General features: G+C 69.6%; 15 protein-coding genes, 1 tRNA gene and 1 other RNA gene. 7 read left to right on the top strand and 10 right to left on the bottom strand.

Annotation, left to right across the window (positions count from 1 at the left end; translation table 11 throughout):
• The 3 genes from ACFWQG_RS11080 to tgt are packed head-to-tail and all read left to right on the top strand — an operon-like array spanning position 1 to position 4,927.
• A complete protein-coding gene (locus ACFWQG_RS11080; protein WP_378507659.1) occupies positions 1–1,734 on the top strand; it encodes an ABC transporter ATP-binding protein in 1,734 nt (577 codons plus the stop codon).
• A gap of 20 nt (positions 1,735–1,754) precedes the next feature.
• On the top strand, positions 1,755–3,647 hold the full coding sequence (locus tag ACFWQG_RS11085; RefSeq protein WP_378507746.1) for an ABC transporter ATP-binding protein: 1,893 nt from the start codon (positions 1,755–1,757) through the stop codon (positions 3,645–3,647).
• On the top strand, positions 3,647–4,927 hold the full coding sequence (gene tgt / locus ACFWQG_RS11090; protein ID WP_378507747.1) for a tRNA guanosine(34) transglycosylase Tgt: 1,281 nt from the start codon (positions 3,647–3,649) through the stop codon (positions 4,925–4,927). Before ACFWQG_RS11085 ends, tgt begins: the two co-directional genes overlap by 1 nt.
• Positions 4,928–5,018: 91 nt before the next feature.
• Here tgt and ACFWQG_RS11095 read toward each other — a convergent pair whose 3' ends face one another.
• The 6 genes from ACFWQG_RS11095 to ACFWQG_RS11120 all read right to left on the bottom strand — a co-directional run bounded on the left by ACFWQG_RS11095 (position 5,019) and on the right by ACFWQG_RS11120 (position 9,358).
• On the bottom strand, positions 5,019–5,753 hold the full coding sequence (locus ACFWQG_RS11095; RefSeq protein WP_378507660.1) for a queuosine precursor transporter: 735 nt from the start codon (positions 5,751–5,753) through the stop codon (positions 5,019–5,021).
• A 76-nt stretch (positions 5,754–5,829) separates the two neighbouring features.
• Complete coding sequence (locus ACFWQG_RS11100; RefSeq protein ID WP_378507661.1) at positions 5,830–6,399, bottom strand: DUF4282 domain-containing protein; 570 nt, start codon at positions 6,397–6,399, stop codon at positions 5,830–5,832.
• Between the two features lie 134 nt (positions 6,400–6,533).
• Positions 6,534–7,487 carry a hypothetical protein gene (locus ACFWQG_RS11105; RefSeq protein ID WP_378507662.1) on the bottom strand — a complete coding sequence of 318 codons (954 nt, stop codon included), beginning with the start codon at positions 7,485–7,487 and terminating at the stop codon, positions 6,534–6,536.
• A 119-nt stretch (positions 7,488–7,606) separates the two neighbouring features.
• Positions 7,607–8,524 (bottom strand): tRNA glutamyl-Q(34) synthetase GluQRS, encoded by a 918-nt coding sequence (gene gluQRS / locus ACFWQG_RS11110; RefSeq protein WP_378507663.1) that lies wholly within the window; start codon positions 8,522–8,524, stop codon positions 7,607–7,609.
• An 80-nt stretch (positions 8,525–8,604) separates the two neighbouring features.
• Complete coding sequence (locus ACFWQG_RS11115) at positions 8,605–9,153, bottom strand: TIGR03086 family metal-binding protein (protein ID WP_378507748.1); 549 nt, start codon at positions 9,151–9,153, stop codon at positions 8,605–8,607.
• A gap of 117 nt (positions 9,154–9,270) precedes the next feature.
• A tRNA-Ser gene (locus ACFWQG_RS11120) sits at positions 9,271–9,358 on the bottom strand.
• Between the two features lie 105 nt (positions 9,359–9,463).
• Here ACFWQG_RS11120 and ffs point away from each other — a divergent pair.
• The 3 genes from ffs (at position 9,464) to ACFWQG_RS11135 (ending at position 11,558) form a co-directional block, all read left to right on the top strand.
• Positions 9,464–9,558, top strand: an RNA gene (ffs, locus tag ACFWQG_RS11125) — signal recognition particle sRNA small type.
• 46 nt (positions 9,559–9,604) lie between these two features.
• Positions 9,605–10,897, top strand: a complete 1,293-nt coding sequence (locus tag ACFWQG_RS11130; RefSeq protein ID WP_378507664.1) for an aminotransferase class I/II-fold pyridoxal phosphate-dependent enzyme — start codon at positions 9,605–9,607, stop codon at positions 10,895–10,897.
• A gap of 79 nt (positions 10,898–10,976) precedes the next feature.
• The gene (locus ACFWQG_RS11135) at positions 10,977–11,558 is read left to right on the top strand and encodes an HhH-GPD-type base excision DNA repair protein (protein ID WP_378507665.1); all 582 of its coding nucleotides are present in this window, start codon (positions 10,977–10,979) and stop codon (positions 11,556–11,558) included.
• A 54-nt stretch (positions 11,559–11,612) separates the two neighbouring features.
• On the opposite strand, the gene ACFWQG_RS11140 is transcribed toward ACFWQG_RS11135, so the two are convergent.
• Positions 11,613–12,854, bottom strand: coding sequence for an acetamidase/formamidase family protein (locus tag ACFWQG_RS11140; RefSeq protein ID WP_378507666.1), 1,242 nt, complete (start codon positions 12,852–12,854; stop codon positions 11,613–11,615).
• Between the two features lie 160 nt (positions 12,855–13,014).
• On the bottom strand, positions 13,015–14,373 hold the full coding sequence (locus ACFWQG_RS11145; protein WP_378507667.1) for an ammonium transporter: 1,359 nt from the start codon (positions 14,371–14,373) through the stop codon (positions 13,015–13,017).
• A gap of 204 nt (positions 14,374–14,577) precedes the next feature.
• Here ACFWQG_RS11145 and ACFWQG_RS11150 point away from each other — a divergent pair, with 204 nt between their 5' ends.
• Positions 14,578–17,175, top strand: a complete 2,598-nt coding sequence (locus ACFWQG_RS11150) for a DNA polymerase III subunit gamma and tau (RefSeq protein WP_378507668.1) — start codon at positions 14,578–14,580, stop codon at positions 17,173–17,175.
• A gap of 52 nt (positions 17,176–17,227) precedes the next feature.
• Here the strand turns inward: ACFWQG_RS11150 and ACFWQG_RS11155 are convergent, their stop codons facing one another.
• Both ACFWQG_RS11155 and ACFWQG_RS11160 read right to left on the bottom strand, forming a co-directional pair.
• Positions 17,228–18,199, bottom strand: a complete 972-nt coding sequence (locus ACFWQG_RS11155) for an alpha/beta hydrolase (RefSeq protein ID WP_378507669.1) — start codon at positions 18,197–18,199, stop codon at positions 17,228–17,230.
• Positions 18,200–18,281: 82 nt separating this feature from the next.
• Positions 18,282–19,205, bottom strand: a complete 924-nt coding sequence (locus tag ACFWQG_RS11160) for an AraC family transcriptional regulator (protein WP_378507670.1) — start codon at positions 19,203–19,205, stop codon at positions 18,282–18,284.
• Positions 19,206–19,450 lie beyond the last annotated feature (245 nt).

Consider the following 19,450-nt stretch of genomic DNA (forward strand, 5'->3'; position numbering starts at 1 on the left):
ATGTTGTACTCACTGCTGCGGACATACCTGCGGCCGTACCGGGCCGCCCTCGCGGGTGTGATCGTCCTGCAGTTGATCTCCACGATGGCATCGCTGTACCTGCCGAGCCTGAACGCCGACATCATCGACAAGGGCGTCACCAAGGGCGACACCGGTGTGGTGCTGTCCACCGGCGGCATCATGCTGCTCATCACCTGCCTGCAGATCGCCTGCAGCATCGGCGCCGTGTATTTCGGCGCCCGCGCCGCGATGGGGCTCGGCCGTGACCTGCGCGCCGCCGTCATGTACAAGGTCGGCGACTTCTCGTCCAGGGAGGTCGGCTTCTTCGGCGCGCCGTCGCTGATCACCCGCAACACCAACGATGTCCAGCAGGTGCAGATGGTGGTGGTGATCTCCTGCACCATCCTGGTCGCCGCGCCGATCATGTGCATCGGCGGCATCGTCATGTCGATCCGGCAGTCCCAGGGCCTGGCATGGGTGCTCGCGGCGGCGGTGCCCGCGCTGGCGCTGACGATGTTCCTGGTGATCCGGAAGATGATCCCGCAGTTCCGGTCCATGCAGGTGCGGATCGATGCGATCAACCGGGTGCTGCGCGAGCAGATCACCGGGATCCGGGTGGTCCGCGCGTTCGTCCGGGAGCGGTACGAGGTGGAACGCTTCGGGGAGGCCAACGACTCGCTCGTGTCGGTCGCGCTGCGGGTCGGGCGGCTGATGGCGTTCATGGCGCCCGCGGTCATGCTGATCGCGAACCTCACCAGCATCTCGGTGCTGTGGTTCGGCGCCCACCTGATCGACGACGGGAAGATGGAGATCGGCGCGCTGACGGCGGTGCTGTCCTACATCATGCAGATCCTGATGTCGGTGATGATGGTGACGGTGATGACCGTGCTGCTGCCGCGCGCCTCGGTGTGCGCCGAACGGATCAGCGAGGTCCTCGACACCGAGCCGTCCGTCCGGGAACCGGACTGGACCCTCGACTCCTGGCGGGAGCGGGGCATCGTCGAGATGCGCGACGCGTCGTTCGCGTTCCCCGGCGCCGACGAACCGGTCCTGCGCAACATCACCTTCCTCGCCGAACCGGGCATGACCACCGCGATCATCGGCGGCACCGGGTCCGGCAAGTCGACGCTGCTCAACCTGATCCCGCGGCTGATCGACGTCACCGACGGCCAGGTGCGGGTGGGGGGCGCGGACGTCCGGTCCATCGACCCGGACCGGCTGCGGGGCTCGATCGGTCTGGTGCCGCAGAAGCCGTTCCTGTTCTCCGGCACCATCGCGACCAACCTGCGCTACGGCAACCCCGACGCCACCGACGCCCAACTGTGGCGCTCCCTGGAGATCGCGCAGGCCGCGGACTTCGTGCGGGCCGCACCCGACGGGCTCGACACCCCCGTCGCGCAGGGCGGAACCAACCTGTCCGGCGGCCAGCGTCAGCGCATCGCGATCGCCCGCGCCCTCGTCCGCAGCGCCGAGATCTACCTGTTCGACGACTCCTTCTCGGCGCTCGACCTCGGCACCGATGCCCGGCTGCGGGCGGCGCTGCGCCCGGTCACCCGCGACTCCTGCCTGATCCTCGTCGCGCAGCGGGTCTCGACGATCATCGACGCGGACCAGATCCTGGTGCTCGACGACGGCCGCATCGTCGGTGCGGGCAGGCACGATCAACTCCTCGAGAGTTGCCCCACCTACGCGGAGATCGTCGCCTCCCAGTTCACCGCCCAGGAGGCGTCGTGAGTGCAGCGCAGGCCGGCGCGATGCCGGGGAAGAAGGCGCTGAACTTCGGGCCGTCGCTGCGGCGGCTGCTGCGCCGGTTGGCGCCGCACCGCATCGCGGTCGGCACGGTCATCGTGCTGGCCACGATCAGCGTCGTGTTCAGCGTGATGGGCCCGAAGATCATGGGCCACGCCACGAACATCATCTTCGACGGCATCGTCGGGCATCAGCTGCCCGCCGGGTTGACGAAGGACCAGGCCGTCGACGCGCTGCGGGCGGACGGGCAGGACACCTTCGCCGACATGGTGTCCTCGATGAACGTCACCCCCGGTGTCGGCATCGACTGGACCGCACTCGGGCAGGTGCTGGCGCTGGTGCTCGGCCTGTACCTGCTCGCCTCGCTGTTCGCGTGGCTGCAGGCGTACCTGCTGAACAACATCGTCCAGGGCACCGTCCGGCAGCTGCGCGCCGACGTCGAGGCGAAGATTCACCGGCTGCCGTTGAGCTACTTCGACACCACCCAGCGCGGTGACCTGCTCTCCCGCGTCACCAACGACATCGACAACGTCGCGCAGACGGTCAACCAGACCATCAACCAGATGCTGACGGCGCTGCTCACGGTCGTCGGCATCCTGGGGATGATGCTGTGGATCTCGCCGCTGCTCACCCTGATCGCGATCCTCACCGTTCCCGCGTCGATCGCGGTCACCGCGGTCATCGCGAAGCGGTCGCAGAAGCACTTCGTCGCGCAGTGGCACACCACCGGCGCGTTGAACGCCCAGATCGAGGAGACGTACACCGGGCACGACCTGGTGAAAGTGTTCGGCAGGCAGCGGGAGGTCCGGGCCGCGTTCGACGAGAAGAACGACAAGCTCTACCAGTCGGCGTTCAAGGCACAGTTCATCTCCGGGCTCGTGCAGCCCGCCGTGATGTTCCTCGGGAACCTGAACTATGTCGCGATCGCGGTGATCGGCGGCATGCGGGTCGCGTCGGGCACCATGAGCCTCGGCGACGTGCAGGCGTTCATCCAGTACTCCCGCCAGTTCACCCAGCCGATCACGCAGATCAGCTCGATGATGAACCTGATGCAGTCCGGAGTCGCGTCCGCGGAGCGGGTGTTCGAACTGCTCGACGAGGAGGAGCAGTCGGCCGATCCGGAGGAGGCCGCCACCCCCCGGACCAAACGGGGACTCGTCGAGTTCCAGGACGTGTCGTTCCGCTACAAGGACGAGCAGCCGCTGATCGAGGACCTCAACCTGATCGCCCGTCCCGGGCAGATGGTCGCGATCGTCGGGCCGACCGGTGCGGGCAAGACGACACTGGTCAACCTGGTGATGAGGTTCTACGAGGTGAACTCGGGCCGGATCCTGCTCGACGGCGTCGACATCGCGACGATGACCCGCGACGACCTGCGCTCCCGGATCGGGATGGTGCTGCAGGACACCTGGCTGTTCGGCGGGACCATCCGCGACAACATCGCCTACGGCCTGCCCGGCGCGACCGAGGAGCAGATCCTGCAGGCCGCGCGGATGAGCCACGTCGACCGCTTCGTGCGGACCCTGCCGAACGGCTACGACACCGTCATCGACGAGGAGGGCAACAACGTCAGCGCGGGCGAGAAGCAGCTGATCACCATCGCCCGCGCGTTCCTCGCCGAGCCGTCCATCCTGATCCTGGACGAGGCGACCAGCTCGGTCGACACCCGCACCGAGCTGCTCGTGCAGCACGCGACCGCGGCGCTGCGCAGCGACCGCACCAGCTTCGTGATCGCGCACCGGTTGTCCACCATCCGCGACGCGGACCTGATCATCGTGATGCAGGACGGGCAGATCGTCGAACAGGGCACACACACGCAGCTGCTGCTCGACCCCGACGGCGCCTACTCGGAGCTCTACAACAGCCAGTTCGCCGGCCCGGCCCAGGTGCAGGCGTGATCGAAGAGACGGACCACGTGACAGACGACAACACTCCGGTGCCCACCCCGAACGACCCGTTCTTCACGGTGCGGACCCGGATCCCCGGGCAGCTCGGGCGGACGGGCACGATCCACACCCCGCACGGGGACATCGCCACCCCGGCGTTCATCGCGGTCGGCACCAACGCGACCGTGAAGGCCGTGCTGCCGGAGACCATCCGGGAGGCGGGGGCGCAGGCCGTCCTCGCCAACGCCTACCACCTGTACCTGCAGCCGGGCCCGGACATCGTCGACGAGGCGGGGGGCCTCGGCCGGTTCATGAACTGGCCCGGGCCGACGTTCACCGACAGCGGCGGGTTCCAGGTGATGTCCCTCGGTGTCGGCTTCAAGAAGGTCCTCGCGATGGACGCCGTCGGGGTGCAATCCGACGACGTGATCGCGCAGGGCAAGGAGCGGCTCGCGCACGTCGACGACGACGGGGTGACGTTCAAGTCGCACCGGGACGGCAGCAGGCACCGATTCACCCCGGAGATCTCGATGGGCATCCAGCATCAGCTGGGAGCCGACATCATCTTCGCGTTCGACGAGCTCACCACGCTGTTCAATACCAGGGGCTACCAGGAGCAGTCGGTGCAGCGGACGCAGGCGTGGGCGGTGCGGTGCATCGCCGCACACGAACGGCTCACCGCCGAGCGCAGGCACCGGCCGTATCAGGCGCTGTTCGGTGTCGTGCAGGGCGCCCAGTACGAGGACCTGCGCAGGCAGGCGTGCCGGGGACTGGAGTCGATCGTCGGCGAGACGGGCCGCGGCTTCGACGGTTACGGCATCGGCGGTGCGCTGGAGAAGCAGAACCTCGGCACGATCGTCCGCTGGTGCAACGAGGAGCTGCCGGAGCACAAGCCGCGGCATCTGCTGGGCATCAGCGAGCCCGACGACCTGTTCACCGCGGTCGAGAACGGCGCCGACACCTTCGACTGCGTGAACCCGTCCCGGGTGGCGCGCAATGCGGCGATGTACACCGAGGGCGGCCGGTTCAACGTCAACACCAGCCGCTTCAGGCGGGACTTCAACCCGATCGACGAGAACTGCGACTGCTACACCTGCCGCAACTACTCGCGGGCCTACCTGCACCACCTGTTCAAGGCGAAGGAGATGCTCGCCTCGACGCTGGCGACGATCCACAACGAGCGGTTCACGATCCGCCTGGTGGACCGGATCCGGGAGAGCATCGACGGCGGCTACTTCGACGACCTGAAAGCGCAGACGCTGAGCAACTTCTACGCAACCGCCCGCGCCTGACCCGCACCCTGGACTCGTCCCGAATGGCCCATTCGGTTACTTCAACTGACCGAATGGGTCATTCGGGGCAGGGACGGGGAATCCGGTGGCGTCAGGACGCGAGGACGTACGTCGGTTCGCGCTTCTTGACGTAGGCGATGACGCGGTACGTGACGGGCATGACCAGCACCTCGACGAGCGTCTTCCAGAGGAACCCGACGAGCAGGTAGTTCAGGAAGTCCTCCCAGGTGGAGATGCCGATCGCGCCCGCGGCGATCGCGCAGAAGATCAGGGTGTCCGCGAACTCGCCGACCACGGTCGAGCCGATCAGCCGTGCCCACAGGTGCCGCTCCTTGGTGCGTTCCTTGATCGCCACCATCACCAGGGAGTTCAACAGCTGCCCGACCAGATAGCCAGACAGGCCAGCCAGCAGCAGCCGCGGGTAGACACCGACGACCGCCTCAAGGGAGGACTGGTTCTCGTAGAAGTCGGCGGACGGCAACTCCAGCAGGATCAGGAAGCACACCGACGCCAGGATCAGGGCGCCGAATCCCAGGTAGATGGCCCGCCGGGTGGCCTTGAACCCGTACACCTCGCTGAGCACGTCACCGACGACGTAGGCGAGGGGGAACAGGAAAAACCCGCCGTCGGTGATGATCGGCAGGACCTGAAGGGGGCCGATCGTCAGGTCGGCGTCGGGGAAGAACGCGACGCCCTTGGTGGCGCAGATGTTGGAGATCAGCAGTACCGCGGTGAACAGCGCGACGAGGGTCGGGTAGTAGCCGCGGGCGACGTACGCGAAGGAAGCCTGCTCTGGCTGCTTGCCTGCCTGGTCTGAAGCTGTCACGTCGGCCATCCAAGCACCGCGACGACGTCGGGCGCGAACCCGGCGAGGGTTCGCGCCCGATGTGCGAGGTTTGCGATCAGGGGCGCCGCTTGAGCTCCTTGACGTCCTCGGAGATCTTGATGACGGCGACGTAGAACTCGAGGCTGATCCGCATCAGGGCCAGCAGGACCAGCCCGAGCAGCGGCGCGCCAATCATGATGAGCAGCCCGAGCGGTTCCCCGTTCGCGATGCCCGCGATGCCCGCGATGATCCCGAACACCGTGTACAACCCGACCATCACGGTGAGCAGGATGTAGAGGATCTTGACGACCTTGGGCGTCACGTAGCTGTTGAAATTGAAGTCGAACAGTGCCCCGAAGAACCCGCCTGCCTGGGCGCCGGCCGTCGGCGGTGCCGGTGGGGCCGGCGGGAAGCCGCCGAACGGGGCGTGCCCACCCGGGTGGCCCGGCTGGCCGTACTGCGGCGGGGGCGGCGGGTAGCCTGCCGCCGCGTAGTCGGGCTGCGCTGGGTACTCGGGCTGCGCCGGGTACTCGGGTTGCGCCGGGTACTCGGGCGGCGGCCCGGCATAGGCGGGTTGCCCGGTGTGGCCGGGCTGCTCGGTCGGGCCGCCCTGTCCGGGCTGGCTGGTGGGTCCGCCGGTGGTCATCTCTCCCCCTGGGGTCGTCGCGGTCGGATGACCGCCGGGGGCAGGATACGGACCTCCTCGGCCGCGTGTCAGCGGCACACGCCGCCGAGCAGCACCGACGTGTCGGAGATCGCACCCCGCCGGGGACGGGCGGCTCAGGCCGCGACGCGGCCGCCGACCACCACCCGGTACGCGTAGGTCGACGCGATGATCGTCAGCGGGACGGTGATCAGCAGGCCCAGCCCGCACAGGATCAACCCGACGATGTTCAGCCCGACCAGCGCCAGTGCCAGCAGCACCAACTGCCCGACATTCGCCGAGATCGCCTCGAAGCTGGACTTGATCGCGGTGATCGGGTCCTGGTCCTTGTCGATGACGAACTGCAGTGTCCAGTAGGTGAGGAAGGCGATGATGATGCCGGGAATGATGAACAGCAGGAACCCGATGCCGGTGATCAGCCCGACCAGGAAGCTGGCGATGATGATCGCGCCGACGTTGCTGAACTGGAAGAACGCCCCGAAGCTCGGCTTGGTTCCGTTCAGTTCGCCCAGCGCCCCCCGGACCAACGCGGCGCTGATCAGGTAGCCGACGACGGTGGTGACGATGCGGCCGATGATCCCCCAGAGGCTGAAGTCCCAGAATCCCGCGTAGTCCGCGAAGTCCATGTCCGCGTCGGCGTCGGTCACCCTGGACCAGTCGGTGAAGATCGCGGCGACCGCGCCGCTGATGATCGCGGCGACGATCAGGATTCCGATCCACACCCCGGCGTTGGCCTTGAACTTGCTCCACGCGTAGCCGAGGGCGTCACCGACCGTCAGCTGCGGGCTGCCGCCGGGGCCGCCGAACCCCGGGGCCGGCTGCAGCGGTGCCCCGTATCCACCGGTCGGGGGTGGCGGCGGGTAGCCGCCGGGCTGCGGCGCCCCGTATCCCGGTGGCGGGGGATAGCCGCCGGGTTGGCCGTACGTCGGCTGGCCCTGGCCCGGCGGGGGATACCCCTGGTTGGGCGGCGGGGGATACCCCTGGTTGGGCGGCGGCGGAGGAGTGCCGGATCCGGGCTGTTGCGGTGTGTTCGGGTCCGGAACTCCGGGCGGGTTGTCGCTCACGGGCATCCCCTCGTCGTGCAGAGTCGGTGGTGCAGTGCGGTCGTACCGTGTGCCGTGCTGGCATGACAGTACGACGCCCGTCGGACACTCGCACGGCGACAAGCAGGTGTTTCGTACCGATTCGGCTACGGCGGGGCGTCCGGGACGAACACCCACGGGTCGCGGGGGAGCACGTCGGGATCGAACCGGTCGAGCAGGTCAGGCATCGACGGACGCTCGCCCGGTTCTGCCAGCCCGAGGGTGCGGGCGAGCAGGCCCCGCACCGCGTGCGGGTCGCGTCCGGCGGCCCGCTGGTCCGCGAGGGTGACGGCGCCGTCTCGTTTCGCGAGCCGTTGGCCGTCCGCATTCAATGCAAGGGGGACGTGCGCGTACACCGGCACCGGCAACCCGAGGAGGGACGCCAGATAGGCTTGACGTGGTGCCGAGCCGAGCAGGTCGTCGCCACGGACCACCTGGTCGATGCCCTGCGCGGCATCGTCGACGACGACGGCCAGGTTGTATGCGGGGACTCCGTCGCCGCGGCGGAGCACCACGTCGTCGACGAGTCCGGTGTGCGGGCCCCGCAACAGGTCGTGCACCGTGAACGCGGCGAGGTCGGCGCGCAACCGGAGCGCCGGCGGGCGTCCGCTGTCCCGCTTCTCCTGCCGCTGCGCCGCCGTCAGGTCGCGGCAGGTGCCCGGGTAGTGCCCGTCCGGTCCGTGCGGCGCGGTGACGGCCTGCTGGATTTCGCGTCGGGTGCAGAAGCATTCGTAGGTCAGGCCGGCAGCGGCGAGCGTGTCGACGGCATCGGCGTACCGGCCGGTTCGCCGTGACTGGTGCACGAGGTCGCCGTCCCAGTCGATGCCGATCGCGGTGAGGTCGGCGAGTTGGCGCTGCTCGGCGCCGGGCCGAACCCGGTCCAGGTCCTCGATCCGCATCAGGAAGGCGCGGCCGGTGCTGCGGGCGAAGAGCCATGCGAGGAGTGCGGTCCGCAGATTGCCGAGGTGCAGGTCACCGGACGGACTTGGCGCGAACCGACCCGCTCCCGGGACCTGCGAACTCATGCCGCCAGCCTAGGGTGCCCGGCGGCCCGGCCACGACAGCGGAGGCGAACTCCGGGAGCGGTGTCCGGGCCTTCCCGCGGTCAGGGTCTGCGCCCGAGGATCCCCAGCACTCGGGACTGCTCGTCGGCACCGGCGGGCACCTCGACGGCCGGTCCGCAGACACCCGGGCTGCGGATCGCGTCGCCCATCCGCTCCGCGAGACCCGAGGCGATGGCGAGGTCCTCCGCGGGAATGGTCTCGTCGAGCCCGGTCGCGCGGGCGAGGTCCCAGCGGTGAATCACCAGGTCGAAGGCCATGAACGCGCCGAAGGTCGCGGCCACGGTGGTCCGGCCCAGCCTGCTGTCGTACTCGCGGCCGGCCCGCTCGGGGTCCTCGAGGATCTCCAGCACCGCGTCGCGCGCCGTCGCCCACGCCGCGACCGGATCCGCCGCGACGTCCGGGCCGGACGGCAGGCTCAGGCCTGCCGGGGTGAGCGGAAACGACTGCGTCTCGATGACGTGCCCGACCACGTCGCGTGCGGTCCAGCCCTCACAGGGGGAGGGGGAGTCCCAGCGGTCCGCGGGGATTCGGGTGACGGTGTCGGTGAACCTGTCCGCGAGGCGGCGGTACGTCTCGGCTGTGTCTGTGATGTCCATCGCATCATTGTGCTCCGGGGCACCGACACGATCCCGAGACGCGGCGCGGGCACCGCAACGGTTGCCCGGAAACGACCGTGGCCCCCGATCCGAAGATCGGGGGCCACGGTGTGGCGGAGGATAGGGGATTTGAACCCCTGAGGGCGTTAACCCAACCCGCGTTCCAGGCGAGCGCCATAGGCCACTAGGCGAATCCTCCGTGGGCGAGCATACCGGTACACCCCCCAGGAACGAAAAACGGGCCGTGTGAGGTGCCCGACCCCGGCCGGTTACCCGTCCCGCCGCGCCGATCGCTACACTCGTCCATGGATCCCGCGCGGCGCGCATCCTGTGAACTCCCCCAGGGCCGGAAGGCAGCAAGGGTCAATGGGCTCTGCCGGGTGCGCGGGGTCCCCTTTATTTTGAGCTCCGCTCCCGTCACCCCGGTGTGAAAGGTCTTTCCCGGATGCCTACCCAAACCCAAATTGGGTTGATGAGCCACGAGGAACTCCGTTCCGAGCACGAGCGGCAGTCCGAGAAGTATCAGCAGCTCAAGGCGGAGAAGCTGGTCCTCGACCTCACCCGTGGCAAGCCGGCACCCGAGCAGCTCGACCTGTCCGAGGCGCTGCTGGCGCTGCCCGGTGAGGGCGACCACCGTGACGGCAGCGGCACCGACGTCCGCAACTACGGCGGACTCGCCGGTCTGCCGGAACTGCGCGCGATCTTCGCTGAGCTGCTGAACATTCCGGCTTCGAACCTGCTCGCCGGAAACAACGCCAGCCTCGAGGTCATGCACGACCTGATCGTGTTCTCCCTGCTGCACGGCAATGCGGATTCGCCGCGGCCGTGGACGCGGGAACCGGCGATCAAGTTCCTGTGCCCGGCACCCGGCTACGACCGGCATTTCGCGATCACCGAGTCGTTTGGCATCGAGATGATCCCGGTTCCGATCCGGCCCGACGGACCCGATGTCGCCGCGATCGCGCACCTGGTTGCCGACGACCCGCAGATCAAGGGCATGTGGATCGTGCCGACGTACTCGAACCCGACCGGTGCGGTGTACTCCGAGGAGGTCGTGCGGGCGCTGACGTCGATGCCCGCCGCCGCCCCCGACTTCCGGTTGTTCTGGGACAACGCCTACGCCGTGCACCCGCTGACCGAGGAGTTCGCTCCCGCTCACGACGTGCTTGGACTGGCCGCCGAGGCGGGCAACCCGAACCGGCCCTACGTGTTCGCCTCGACCTCGAAGATCACCTTCGCGGGCGCGGGCGTCAGCTTCTTCGGCAGCTCCGATGCGAACCTCGCCTGGTATCAGAAGCATGTTGGCAAGAAGAGCATCGGCCCGGACAAGGTCAACCAGCTCCGCCACCTGCGGTTCTTCGGTGACGCCGACGGCGTGCGGGCGCACATGGCCAAGCACCGCGAGATCCTCGCACCGAAGTTCGCGGCCGTCCTGAGGATCCTCGAGGATCGGCTCGGACCGACGAAGATCGCGTCCTGGACCGAACCGCGGGGCGGCTACTTCATCAGTCTGGACGTGGTCCCTGGCACCGCGAAGCGGGTCATCGCGTTGGCGAAGGACGCAGGCATCGCGCTGACCGCCGCCGGGTCGGCGTTCCCGTACGCCACCGATCCCGACGACACGAACATCCGTCTTGCCCCGAGCTTCCCGTCGATGACGGATCTCGAGACCGCGATGGACGGCGTCGCGACCTGTGTCCTGCTTGCCGCAACCGAGAAGGCCATCGCCGACGCCTGACGCGTCGGCTGGCCGAACGCCCGGCTGGGTGGCGGAAGCGTCCCGTGCCCGGCGACGGCATTGGTGTCAGAATCGAGCAATGGCTCTCACCCTGCACCTGGCCGGAGACCCCGCCGCCGACGCACTGCTCGCTGCCGACCCGCTCGCGCTGCTGATCGGCATGTTGCTCGATCAGCAGATCCCGATGGAGGTCGCGTTCACCGGCCCCCACAAGCTCGACGAACGCCTCGGCGGGCTGGACGTGCACACGATCGCGGAGATGGACGAGGAGGCCTTCCTCGCGATCTGCGCGACTCCGCCTGCGGTGCACCGCTTCCCGGGTTCGATGGGCAAGCGGATCCAGGACCTGTGCCGGTACCTCGTCGAGCACTGGGACGGGGACGCGACGGCGATCTGGTCCGAGGGCGACCCCGACGGCAGGGAGATCCTCAAGCGCCTCAAGGCTCTCCCCGGCTACGGTGACCAGAAGGCCCGAATCTTCCTCGCCCTGCTCGGCAAGCAGATCGGTCTTCAGGCCACCGGCTGGCGGTCGGCCGCGGGTGCGTACGGCGAGGATGGGTCGCGCCGGTCGATCGCGGATGTCGTCGACGACACCACCCTCGCCGAGGTGCGCGAGTTTAAGAAGGCGGCGAAAGCCGCAGCCAAATCAGCGAAGGCGTGACCGTTCCCGCGCGTGCCGTCGAGGACGTCGCAGGCGGCGCGCGCGGGAGTCGGCTTACTCGAAGTGCGACTTGGCGATCTGGCCGTGTACGCCGACGGTGCGGTCGACGACCTGGGAGACGGTGAAGTCCGCCGCCGCCGACAGGTACGCGTAGGCGGTGGCGCGGTCCATGCCCTTGTCGTGTTCGAGGAAGTCGAGGGCGTTGACCACCGCACGCCGCATGGCCGCGTCCAGGTCGCTGTTCTGCCCGCCGACGGACCCGTCGGGGTCAGATAGCCCGATCGGAATCCAGGACTCGTCGGTTTCGCCGAACGGGTGCGAGTAGGCAACCGACGGCGCGTCACCGGATCCCTTCTTGCATACGGTGAGCCGGAAGGTGCCGCGCAGCGACCCTTCCATCGCGGTCAGTGCGGCCTCGCCGTCGCCCATGCTCATGTGCGGGTCGCCGACATAGAACAGGGCGCCCTCGGCGAACACCGGCAGGTACAGCGTTGAGCCCTGCCCGAGCAGTCGGATATCGATGTTGCCGCCGCCAAGCGTGGGTGGGATCGAATTTGCGCTCGCTGCCGTCGGATCGGCGTCGGTGGAGAAGGCGACACCCATCATTCCCATGAAGGGGCGCAACGGGAATCGGACCTTCCCTGCGCCGAACGGCATGACGCCCTTACCGTCTTCGATCGCGGTGAAGGTGGAGACGGTGCCGTACCGCATCGGGTCCCTGGTTGATCGTCCGTCGGTGGCGATCGGCGGCATCACCTCGTCGAGACCGATGCCCGCAGGGGCGGAACCGTCGGCGGTGATGGCGAGCGATCCCTTGCCGTGTCGACTCGACACCACGCCGTAGGGCACCCGGGGAACCGCCTCGAGGGTCTCGATCTTGAGTACGTCGCCCGGTTGGGCGCCCTCGACGAAGACCGGTCCGGTCACGACGTGCGGGCCGTCCTTGTCGAAATTGCGCGTGGTGCGGTTGTATTCGGACGCGATGGCGACGGCGTCGTCGAGGATGTCGGACCGGTCGACGCCCCTGCTTCCGAAGTACTCGACCGGATCCCGGCCCTGGTCCTCGAGGATCCCCTCATGGGAGACCGCGTCGATCGTGACGGTACGACCGGACGCCATGCGCAGTGCTGGCGTGCTGTGCACGGTGGGCACGTACCCCCACAGCACCTGATCGGGGACCGAGCCGAGGTAGTGATCGCCGGAAACGGTTCCGGTCCCGGGCTGCAGAATCTCAAGGGCGCCCGCAGGGAGGCTGGAGGATGATCCCTGCGCGGTGGCGTGGGAGCAGCCGGTCACCCCTGCGATGCCGATCCCGGCACGAGGCTTCCGTACCTGCCGTGTGCACAGACCTTTTCGTGCGTGTACAGAGGAATTGTGCGTCGAAAGGGTCTGTGCACACTCGAAAATCTATGTGCGTGACATGAATTGGTCCGCCACTGGAAGACCGCCCGTTCGATCAGCCGCGGGTGGGGCCGACGTCGTCCAGGTCCGGGTCCTCACGATCGGGGCGGTCGTCCCGTCCGGCGACCATGCCCGGATGGCTACCGAAGATCCCGGACCCCAGTCCTCCCGGGCCGCCGTGCGCGAGGACCGCGTGCTCGTACGCGGATTCGGCATGCAACGCCAGGTCGATGCCGCTGGTCTCCTGCTCGGCGGTGACGCGGAAGCCGACGACCCGGTCGATCACCTTCCCGATCGCGTAGGTGACACCGAACGCGTACAGCCCGACCACCGCGACCGCGAGCGCCTGCTTGCCGAGCTGCCCGAGGCCACCGCCGTAGAGGAGTCCCTCCGGGCCGTGCGTCATCACCTGCGCGGCCAGGAGGCCGATCGCCAGGGTGCCGACGATGCCGCCGACCAGGTGCACTCCGACCACGTCGAGCGAGTCGTCGTAGCCGAACCGGAACTTCCAGCCGACCGCGAACGAGCAGACGACGCCGGCGAGGGTGCCGACCACCGCGGCGCCAAGGATGGTCACCCACCCGCAGGACGGGGTGATCGCGACGAGGCCGGCGACGACGCCGGACGCCGCGCCGAACGTGGTCGGGTGGCCGTCCCGCCGCTGCTCGACGATCATCCAGCCGAGCATGCCGGTGCAGCCCGCAACCAGGGTGTTGACGAAGACGGCGGCGGCGGTGCCGTTCGCGCCGAGCGCGGACCCGGCGTTGAACCCGAACCAGCCGAACCACAGCAGGCCGACACCGAGCAGCACGAGGGGGAGGTTGTGGGGGCGCATCGGTTCGCTCCGGAACCCGATCCGTTGCCCGAGCACCAGCGCCAGCGCGAGTCCCGACGCACCGGAAACGATCTCGACGACCAGTCCGCCCGCGTAGTCGAGCGCCCCGAGTGCCGCGATCCAGCCGTCCGGTCCCCACACCCAGTGCGCGACGGGCACGTAGACGAGCAGCGCCCACACCGGCACAAACAGCATCCACGACGAGAACTTCGCGCGGTCCGCGATCGCACCGCTGATCAGGGCGGCGGTGAGGATCGCGAACGTCAGCTGAAAGGTCGCGAACAGCAGTTCGGGAACGGTGCCGTGCAGGGTGTCGGGTGAGATCCCGGCCATCCCGATGTGTTCGAGCCCGCCGAGCAGTCCGCCGCCGATGTCGTCGCCGAAGACCAGGCTGTATCCGACCACCAGCCACACGACCGTGACCAGTGCGATCGCGACGAAACTCATCATGATCATGTTGAGCACGCCCTTGGACCGCACCATGCCGCCGTAGAAGAGGGCGAGACCCGGGGTCATCAGCAGCACCAGCGCGGTGCTCACCAGCAGCCAGGCGGTATCGCCAGCGTCGATCGTCTGCACGTCAGCCTCCTCTGCGTGCGGTCGGCTCGCACGCCGCAGCCGACAATCCGCTGCCGGGGTTTCGCATGCACTGCCGCGGCGTTGCGAGTGTGTTTCGCCTTCCTCACACCCCCGCTGCCGTGGTGAGTCGATCCCGCGCGGCCGACGACCCGCGGCGCGGGCGCCAATGGGCCGGATGTCGGACCCCGCCGGTACCCTCACGGCGTGGCCCTCTACCGGAAATATCGACCGGCGACCTTCGCGGAGGTGGTCGGGCAGGAGCATGTCACCGAGCCGCTGAGCACTGCCCTTGACGCGGGACGCATCAACCACGCGTACCTGTTCTCCGGACCGCGCGGCTGCGGCAAGACCTCCTCCGCCCGCATCCTCGCCCGGTCGCTCAACTGCGTGCAGGGGCCGACGTCGACGCCGTGCGGGACGTGCCATTCGTGTGTCGCGCTCGGCCCCGGCGGCGCAGGCAACCTCGACGTCATCGAACTGGACGCAGCGAGTCACGGCGGCGTCGACGACACCCGCGAACTTCGGGACCGCGCCTTCTATGCGCCTGCCGAGTCGCGGTACCGCATCTTCATCGTCGACGAGGCGCACATGGTCACGACGCAGGGCTTCAACGCCCTGCTCAAGATCGTCGAGGAGCCGCCGGAGCACCTGATCTTCGTGTTCGCAACCACCGAACCGGAGAAGGTGCTGGCGACGATCCGGTCGCGCACCCACCACTATCCGTTCCGGCTGCTTGCCCCGAACACCATGCGCGGGCTGCTGGAGAAGATCTGTGAGCAGGAGCAGGTTGCGGTGGCGGACGCCGTGTATCCGCTGGTGATCCGCGCCGGGGGCGGTTCGCCTCGGGACTCGCTCAGCGTGCTCGATCAGCTGCTGGCCGGCGCAGGAGATGAGGGCGTCACCTATGCCCGGGCGTTGGCGCTGCTGGGGGTCACCGACGTCGCCCTGATCGATGAGGCGGTCGACGCGCTCGCGGCCGGGGATGGGGCAGCGCTGTTCGGCACCGTCGACAAGGTGATGGACGCCGGGCACGATCCACGGCGGTTCGCGGTCGACCTGCTCGAGCGGATCCGCGACCTGATCCTGATGCGTGCGGTGCCCGCCGCGGGTGAGCGTGGACTGGTCGACGCTCCAGGGGACGTGCTCGACCGGATGCGGGAGGAGTCGGAGCGACTCGGCCCCGCGACGTTGGCGAGGTACGCGGATCTGCTGCACGCCGGTCTCGGGGAGATGCGGGGGGCGACGGCGCCGCGACTGCTGCTCGAGGTGATCTGCGCCCGGATGCTGCTGCCGTCCGCGTCCGACGCGGAGTCGGCGGTCCTGCAGCGGCTCGAACGACTGGAAGCGGGTGGGGGCGCGGTGCAGGCGTCGGCTCCGGCGCAGACCCGGCAGGCGGACGAGGCGGCGCCGCGGTTCCAGCGGCCGTCCCAGCGTCGGCAGGCGGAGCCGGATCCCGCACCGACGGCCCCCCCGGCCCGCGAGACCGCCAGCGACGAGGCCGCGGAACGCGTTGCGGCGGCCGCCGCCCGTGCGCAGGCCGAGGCTCGGGCCCAGGTGGCGGCTGCGGAACTGGAGGCAGCGGCCCTGGCGAAGGCCGCGACCGAGGTCGCGGCCGCAGCGACGGCCGCGGCCGACCGCGCCCGGGCCGCCGCCGCGGCACTGTCCTCGTCGGGCCCGGCCCCCTCCGCCGTGGGATCGGCGCAGCCCCGGTCCACCGGCCCGACGCCGCCGGCGGCACGCCCCGGGTCCGAGGAAACCGGCACGGTGCCCACGGGTCCGGTCGCCGCGGAGTCCGTGCCGACGAATGCCATGCCGACGAATGCCATGCCGACGGACGCCGTGCCGACGGACGCCGTGCCGTCGGACACCACGACCTCGGGACATGCTCCCGCGGAGCCCCCGCCGCCGCTTCCCGTGCAGCCGGAGCTCGTGCCGTCCGAAACCCCGTCGTCCGAAACCCCGCCGCCCGAATCCTTGCTGCCGGAGCCCGCGTCGGCCCCCGAGCCGGAACCGGCACCGGCGGTCGCCACTGCGGCGCCGGACGCCGACGACATCGCCCAGCCGGTGGTGCATTCCGGGGACACCCACGCCACCGCCGACCTGGCCGATCCGGAAGCGGCAGCCCTGCAGACGCCGCCTGCCGAATCGGAGCCGGAGAGGGCCGAGTCGGCGTCGACCGGGGGAACCGCGGACCTAGCCACCGTCGCCGCACGGTGGTCGGAGGTGCGCAGCAAGGTGCGCGATCAGAGCAGGCCCGTCGAGGCGATGCTGTCCGGCGCCACCGTTCAGGCCGTCGAGAACGGCACTGTGGTGCTTGCCCACGCCTACGCACCGGTCGCCAAGCGTCTGATCGAATCGCGCAACGCCGACATCATCCGACAGGCGATGCGCGAGGTGTTCGGTGGGGATTGGGCCGTCGACCTTCACGTCGGTGCACCCGATCACGACGCCCCGAGCAGGCCCGCGGCGCCGCGGGCCCAGCCGAAGGCGGAGGGCACCCCGCGGTTCTCGCGGCCGAGCCAGTCCGGGTCCGCGCCGCAGGAGGCACGCCCCCGGCTCGAACCGGCGGCACAGTCCCCGGTCGACGACATCCCGCCGCCCGAGGAACCCGACTACCCGGACGATCCGGGGCCGCCGCCGGACGTCGACCCCCCGTCCCCGCAGTCGGTGACGGCGGAGGACGAGGAAGAGATGATGGCGGAGGCCGCGGAACCGGCCGATCCGTCGGTACGCCGTGATCCGCAGGAGGTGGCGATCGAGCTGCTGTCGGACATGCTCGGCGCGAAGCCGCTCGACGGGTAGGCCCTGCCCGCGACGATCCCGGCGCCCCGCCTCGATGTCGAGACGAGACGGGTCAGGCCGATGCCCTCCGCTGCGACGCGAGGTTGGCGCGGGCGAAATCGACGCTGAGCGCGACGAGGTCGCGGCTCTCCCGCAGGATCGTGCCCAGCACCGGGAAGGCGTGGATCTGCCCGCTCCACAGGTGCGTTTCGACCGGGCGCCCGGCCTGTTCGAGCCGGGTGGTCAGCAGTTCGACGTCGGGGCGCATCAGTTCGTACTCCGCGCAGGAGAGGAACACCGGCGGCAGCAGCGCCGGGTCGGCGTCGACGGGGGAATCCACACCGACGATGGCGTCGGGCCCGCCGAGCCAGCGGTCCTTGAGCTTCGCCACCTGGCTCATCGGCAGATACGCGTCCTTGCGCATGAACCGGGGGTCGTGCCGCTCAAGGTGCACACTCAGCAGCGGGGAGTAGCCGATCACCGCCGCCGGACGCGGCAACCCCTGCAGCGCGGCGAGCTCGGCGACCTTCATCGCGAGGTAGCCGCCCGCGGAGTCGCCTGCGACGATCACCCTCGTCGGGTCCGGGCAGGACTCCAGCACCGCCCGGTACGCGGCCATCGCGTCGGAGATGGAGGTGCCGACCCCGCCGCCCGGCAACTGCCGGTACTCCACCGAGATCACCGGCACCCCGGCGCGGGCGGACAGCAGCGCGCACAGACTGCGATGGGTGCCGCGGCCGCAGAACACGAACCCGCCGCCATGCAGGTACATGATCGTGCCGTCGGTGAGCGCATCGGTCGCCGCGGCACCGTGCACGACCCGTTCGCAGGGCACGCCGCCGAGGGTCACGTCGGTCACCTCGGTGTGCGGCGGCGCGGGCAGGCCGTCCACGAAGGTCTCCAGCCGCGCCAGCATCCGGATGCCCGCGTCGGTCGTGGGCCACGCCGTGAACAGCGGCTTCATGACGACCTTCGCGAATCCCGAGATCAGTCGCGCGCGGGCGCTGACGTCCCAATGCCAGACGGTGTTCTCGCCGGTACGCATGGGCGACCCCCTACCTGTATGTGACCGTGTGTCACGCACACGATAGGGCGCCCGGGCCGGGTCCGTCGGGTAACCGCCGGAGTCAGCCCCGCAGCACCTGGGACGGCGAGGTGCCGTACCTGCCGCGGTAGGCCGCCGCGAACCGTCCGGGGTGGGTGAACCCCCACTGCCGCGCGATGTCGGTGACCGTGCGGCTCGGTTCGGCGGCCACGAGCTCCTCGTGCGCCCGTTCCAGGCGGATGTCGAGCAGGCACTCGGAGGGGCTGCGGCCGACGTGGCGGCGGAACCCTTCTTGCAGTCGACGGACCCCGACCCCCGCGCATTCGGCCATGTCGCCCGCCGTCCACGCCCGCCCCGGGTCGGCCTGCAGGGCGTCGAGCACCCGTTTGACGATGCGGGGCCGTGGGGCCGGGGCAGGCGCCGCCGGTGTCGCGGCGAGGATCAGCGCCGACGTCACGGCGCCTGCGAGATGCTCGGCGACCAGCGGATTGCTCAGCACCCCCGGATCGTCCGACAGCTGCCGCGCGAGCGAGGTGACCAGGCGCAGCCAGCTCGCGCCCTCCGGCGTTGTGAGGTCGATCTGCAGAGGCAGCCGCCGTTCCGTCTCGAGTACCCGCAGCATTTCGCGGTCGAGATGGGCGCGGTCGATGCCGACACCCAGAATCCGGCAGGCCCGGTTCCATCCCGTGATGTGGGTGTCGGTGTCGGGTGGGCAGACGGTCGCCCACCCGACCGGGGAGGTCACCTCCACGCCCGCGGTGACCGACGTCAGGTGACCCGAGATCGGGATGTTGACGGCGTAGCCGCCGGGATGGGCGGACTCGACCGTGACGTCGGCGCCCCAGCCGATACCGGCCAGTCGGATCGGACCCAGCTCCGCGGTGTGGACCACGGCCCCCGCGGTGCTGTCGCGGGACAACCGGGTCAGCGTGTGCGGGAAGTACGCGTCCGCGACGAGCCGCGATGCCGCGCCCCAGTCCGTGGGGACGACGCGGGGTGTGACCACCGGTGACCTCCCGTCCGATGGCCATCCCGGCGGGGAGCGGCCGTCATTCCGTTGACCGACAGTCTCCTTCGGGGGGACCGCCGTCGTTCCATTCCACCACCGACCCGCGGCACGCACCCGCGAACCGGACGAACCCGACCGCCCGAATCGGCTGCGCAATGTGTCCAGCGGCCGCGCGCGGCGGATCGCGGCCGCGGTCGTCATGCCGTAACGTCGGGGAACACTCGGCCCGGGTTCGATGGGCG

It is taken from the genome of Rhodococcus sp. NPDC058532 (assembly GCF_042719255.1).
Classification (GTDB): Bacteria; Actinomycetota; Actinomycetes; order Mycobacteriales; family Mycobacteriaceae; genus Rhodococcus_G.